Raw genomic sequence first — 2,741 nt, forward strand, 5'->3', positions numbered from 1 at the left:
TAGAGTTAGTTATAACTATTACTTGATCGCAGTTGTTTTGGTTAGCAATCTTCCTATAATGCCAACTCAAGCTATTTGTTGAACGTGAGTCTATGATAACAAAGTTGTTACCAGTACCATGCATTTTTTTCAGGACTTCGGCCATTCGTTATAGAAGGATATTTCCTCTACTGGCCTTCTTGTCTTTTCCTTAACTTCAGCACCCTCTTCTTCGTAACCAACTGCTACCACTGACATTACATAAAAATCACCAGGTATGTTGAATCTTTCTATTATTTTATCCTTATCAAATTTACCCATTTGATGGGCCATTAGGTTCATAGATGCAGCCTGCAACATAAGCGCATAGTTTGCTGCGCCAGTATCATGCTTAGCCCAGAAATTTTTTCCTTTATCCAGCTTTCGAAAATTTTTAGCACTTAATGATATAATTAGAACCTGTGCATTTTTTGCCCATTTTTGGTTAGATCCATCAAGACAACTCAGTAATCTTTCCCATGAACTTCGGTTATTTTGCTTGTTGCATATAATATACCTCCAAGGTTCGTCACTAAAACATGAAGGAGAAAATCTTGCTGCTTCTATCAGCATATTGATCTCTTCCTGATTTACTACTTTATTCGGATCGTATAAACGCCCGCTATGTCTTGCTTTCATCAATACCAATAGATCTTGTTTATTTATCATTTTTATTTAGGTATATAAATTAATCTATTGTAGCACAATATAAGTAAGATTTAAATTGCGAAATTCCATAAATACATAATACTATAAATATATTTCATTTGGAGTGGTATGTTTACAACACAATATAGTAGCAAATCAATATTGGTTGAAATTTTCTTTTGCGTCTTATTCTTATTGCTAATGACTCAAATAAGAATACCGTTGCAACCTGTGCCTATCACATTACAAAGTTTAGGAGTGATGTTTATTGGGCTCAAATTTAACCGCAAAACGGCATTTTATTCCGTGCTTATATATTTATCACTTGGTACAGCAGGGTTACCAATTTTTGCGGATTTTTCCAGTGGTTATCACACTCTTCTTGGACCAACAGGTGGATATTTAATTGGCTTTTTAGCTGCTGTTATGGCAATGGGCAAAGTAAATGAGTTACTAGACTCCAGATGTGGATCACTTATGCGTAACTCTCTAAGTTGTCTGGCTGGCACAGTTGTAATCTTTACCTATGGTGCCAGTTGGCTTGCTATTCACATTGGTCTGAAACAGGCAATAACGGTTGGTGTTCTGCCATTTATTCTGCCTGGTTTAGTAAAGACTTTTCTACTAGTGGCGGCTTTACAATATTTAAAAAAATAGTAAGATTTTGCCCTCATCATTTTATGTGCACCCTTGCATTTCGAGGATATGGGTACTCTCGGAGCTTTGTAAAAAACTATAGAAAGATATTAAATAAGGTAATCACTGATCCCAGTACTCGAATCAAGGTAGTTGGTGATCTTGATAGTATCTGCAATGCTTGTTCACATCAGACTGAGCAAGGTGAGTGCACCACACAAGCTAAAGTCTTGGAGCTGTACAGAAGGCATATGGAAGTTTTAGAGATAAAAATTGGAGAGACTTTAACCTGGAACGAAGCAATAAAAAGAATTAGAGAGAAAATGTCTCTAGAGAAATTTGACTACACATGTGAGAAATGCAACTGGTAACCATATGGAATGTGCAAAAGTGCCCTTTTGGATTGCCGCCTCCAGATAATGTGCTAATTAAGATATAAAGAAGGGTACCATCCAAGTAGTCGACATTGGTATCCTTATGTCATCTAAGTAGCCCTTTCTTATCGTTCCAGCTTCCTCTTCTTGTTACTCCAGGCTCCGATACTGGTATCCAGTCTTTCCATAACAATTAAAATGTTATGTTTTAAATTAAGACTGGCTACTTTCTATGCTCACAAAATTAGTTTGCTTATAAGCAAGCAAACTTTCCTTGATTCCAGCGTTACGCGCTGGAATGACAGAAAAGCGGGGCTGTTACCTTTTTTGATAAAAACAATCCATTCTCTTCTACAATGATATGTGTAGGAGCTGCTGGGGGAGGGATAATATCTTTAACAGTTTATCTTAAGTCTTTAAGATCTTCCACTAACCCTTCATAATTTGCATCAACCTTCACAACCAGCTCATCAAGCCTACTTTTCCCTTCTGCCAGAGCATTATTTAATTGATTAATAGACTTGTTATTGTTGTCCAGTACGTCGTCCAATTTAGGGACAAATCTATCGTTTAAATCCTTCATTAACTTATCTAAAACCTTATGAACATACCCAACTTGTACATTATTTCCTCTCTCCTCCTCGAAAGATAGAGGTCTGTGTTTAACTTCTATTCTGCCTATTGTTTTGAGATCGTTTTCACTCTCTTGTTGATTGTCATTATTCATATCAACCTCTGTAAAAATTAAAATTTTAAAATTTGTACTGAAATAGCATGTGAAGAAAATAATAGCCCAGTGGGCTATTATTTTCTTCATGTAATTTATCCCCACTAAATGTCTTCACCAATTTTGTCTTCTTCTAAAGTCTATACCTTAGATTGTAAATCATCGAGGCTTTTTATTAGGCCACTATTGCTATCGCCAATGTTAGTAATTAGTTTTTCAACCTACTTTTTTCTTCTGTTAGTACAGAGTTTAGCTTAGTGACTAGCGCTTTATTAATTTCTCCAATTAACTTGTCCATAGCACCTTGAACGTAACTAATTTGTGCTACTTTGGTTTTT

Annotated in this window: 4 protein-coding genes; 2 read left to right on the forward strand and 2 right to left on the reverse strand. The window is 35.7% G+C overall.

All coding sequences use genetic code 11. From position 1 onward, the window contains the following. Window positions 1-129: 129 nt before the first annotated feature. Entirely contained in the window at window positions 130-687 is a 558-nt protein-coding gene (locus IHO13_RS05035; protein ID WP_225538560.1) for a nitroreductase family protein, read from the reverse strand. A gap of 108 nt (window positions 688-795) precedes the next feature. Between IHO13_RS05035 and IHO13_RS05040 the strand changes: the two genes are divergently transcribed. Continuing rightward, window positions 796-1,323 carry a biotin transporter BioY gene (locus IHO13_RS05040; protein WP_225538561.1) on the forward strand — a complete coding sequence of 176 codons (528 nt, stop codon included), beginning with the start codon at window positions 796-798 and terminating at the stop codon, window positions 1,321-1,323. Beyond that, window positions 1,320-1,673 carry a DUF1284 domain-containing protein gene (locus IHO13_RS05045; protein WP_368666885.1) on the forward strand — a complete coding sequence of 118 codons (354 nt, stop codon included), beginning with the start codon at window positions 1,320-1,322 and terminating at the stop codon, window positions 1,671-1,673. The genes IHO13_RS05040 and IHO13_RS05045 overlap by 4 nt, the downstream gene beginning before the upstream one ends. A gap of 406 nt (window positions 1,674-2,079) precedes the next feature. Here the strand turns inward: IHO13_RS05045 and IHO13_RS05050 are convergent, their stop codons facing one another. Beyond that, window positions 2,080-2,493 (reverse strand): hypothetical protein, encoded by a 414-nt coding sequence (locus IHO13_RS05050; protein WP_225538563.1) that lies wholly within the window; start codon window positions 2,491-2,493, stop codon window positions 2,080-2,082. Window positions 2,494-2,741: the final 248 nt, after the last annotated feature.

Source organism: Wolbachia endosymbiont of Mansonella perstans, assembly GCF_020278605.1.
Taxonomy (GTDB): Bacteria; Pseudomonadota; Alphaproteobacteria; order Rickettsiales; family Anaplasmataceae; genus Wolbachia.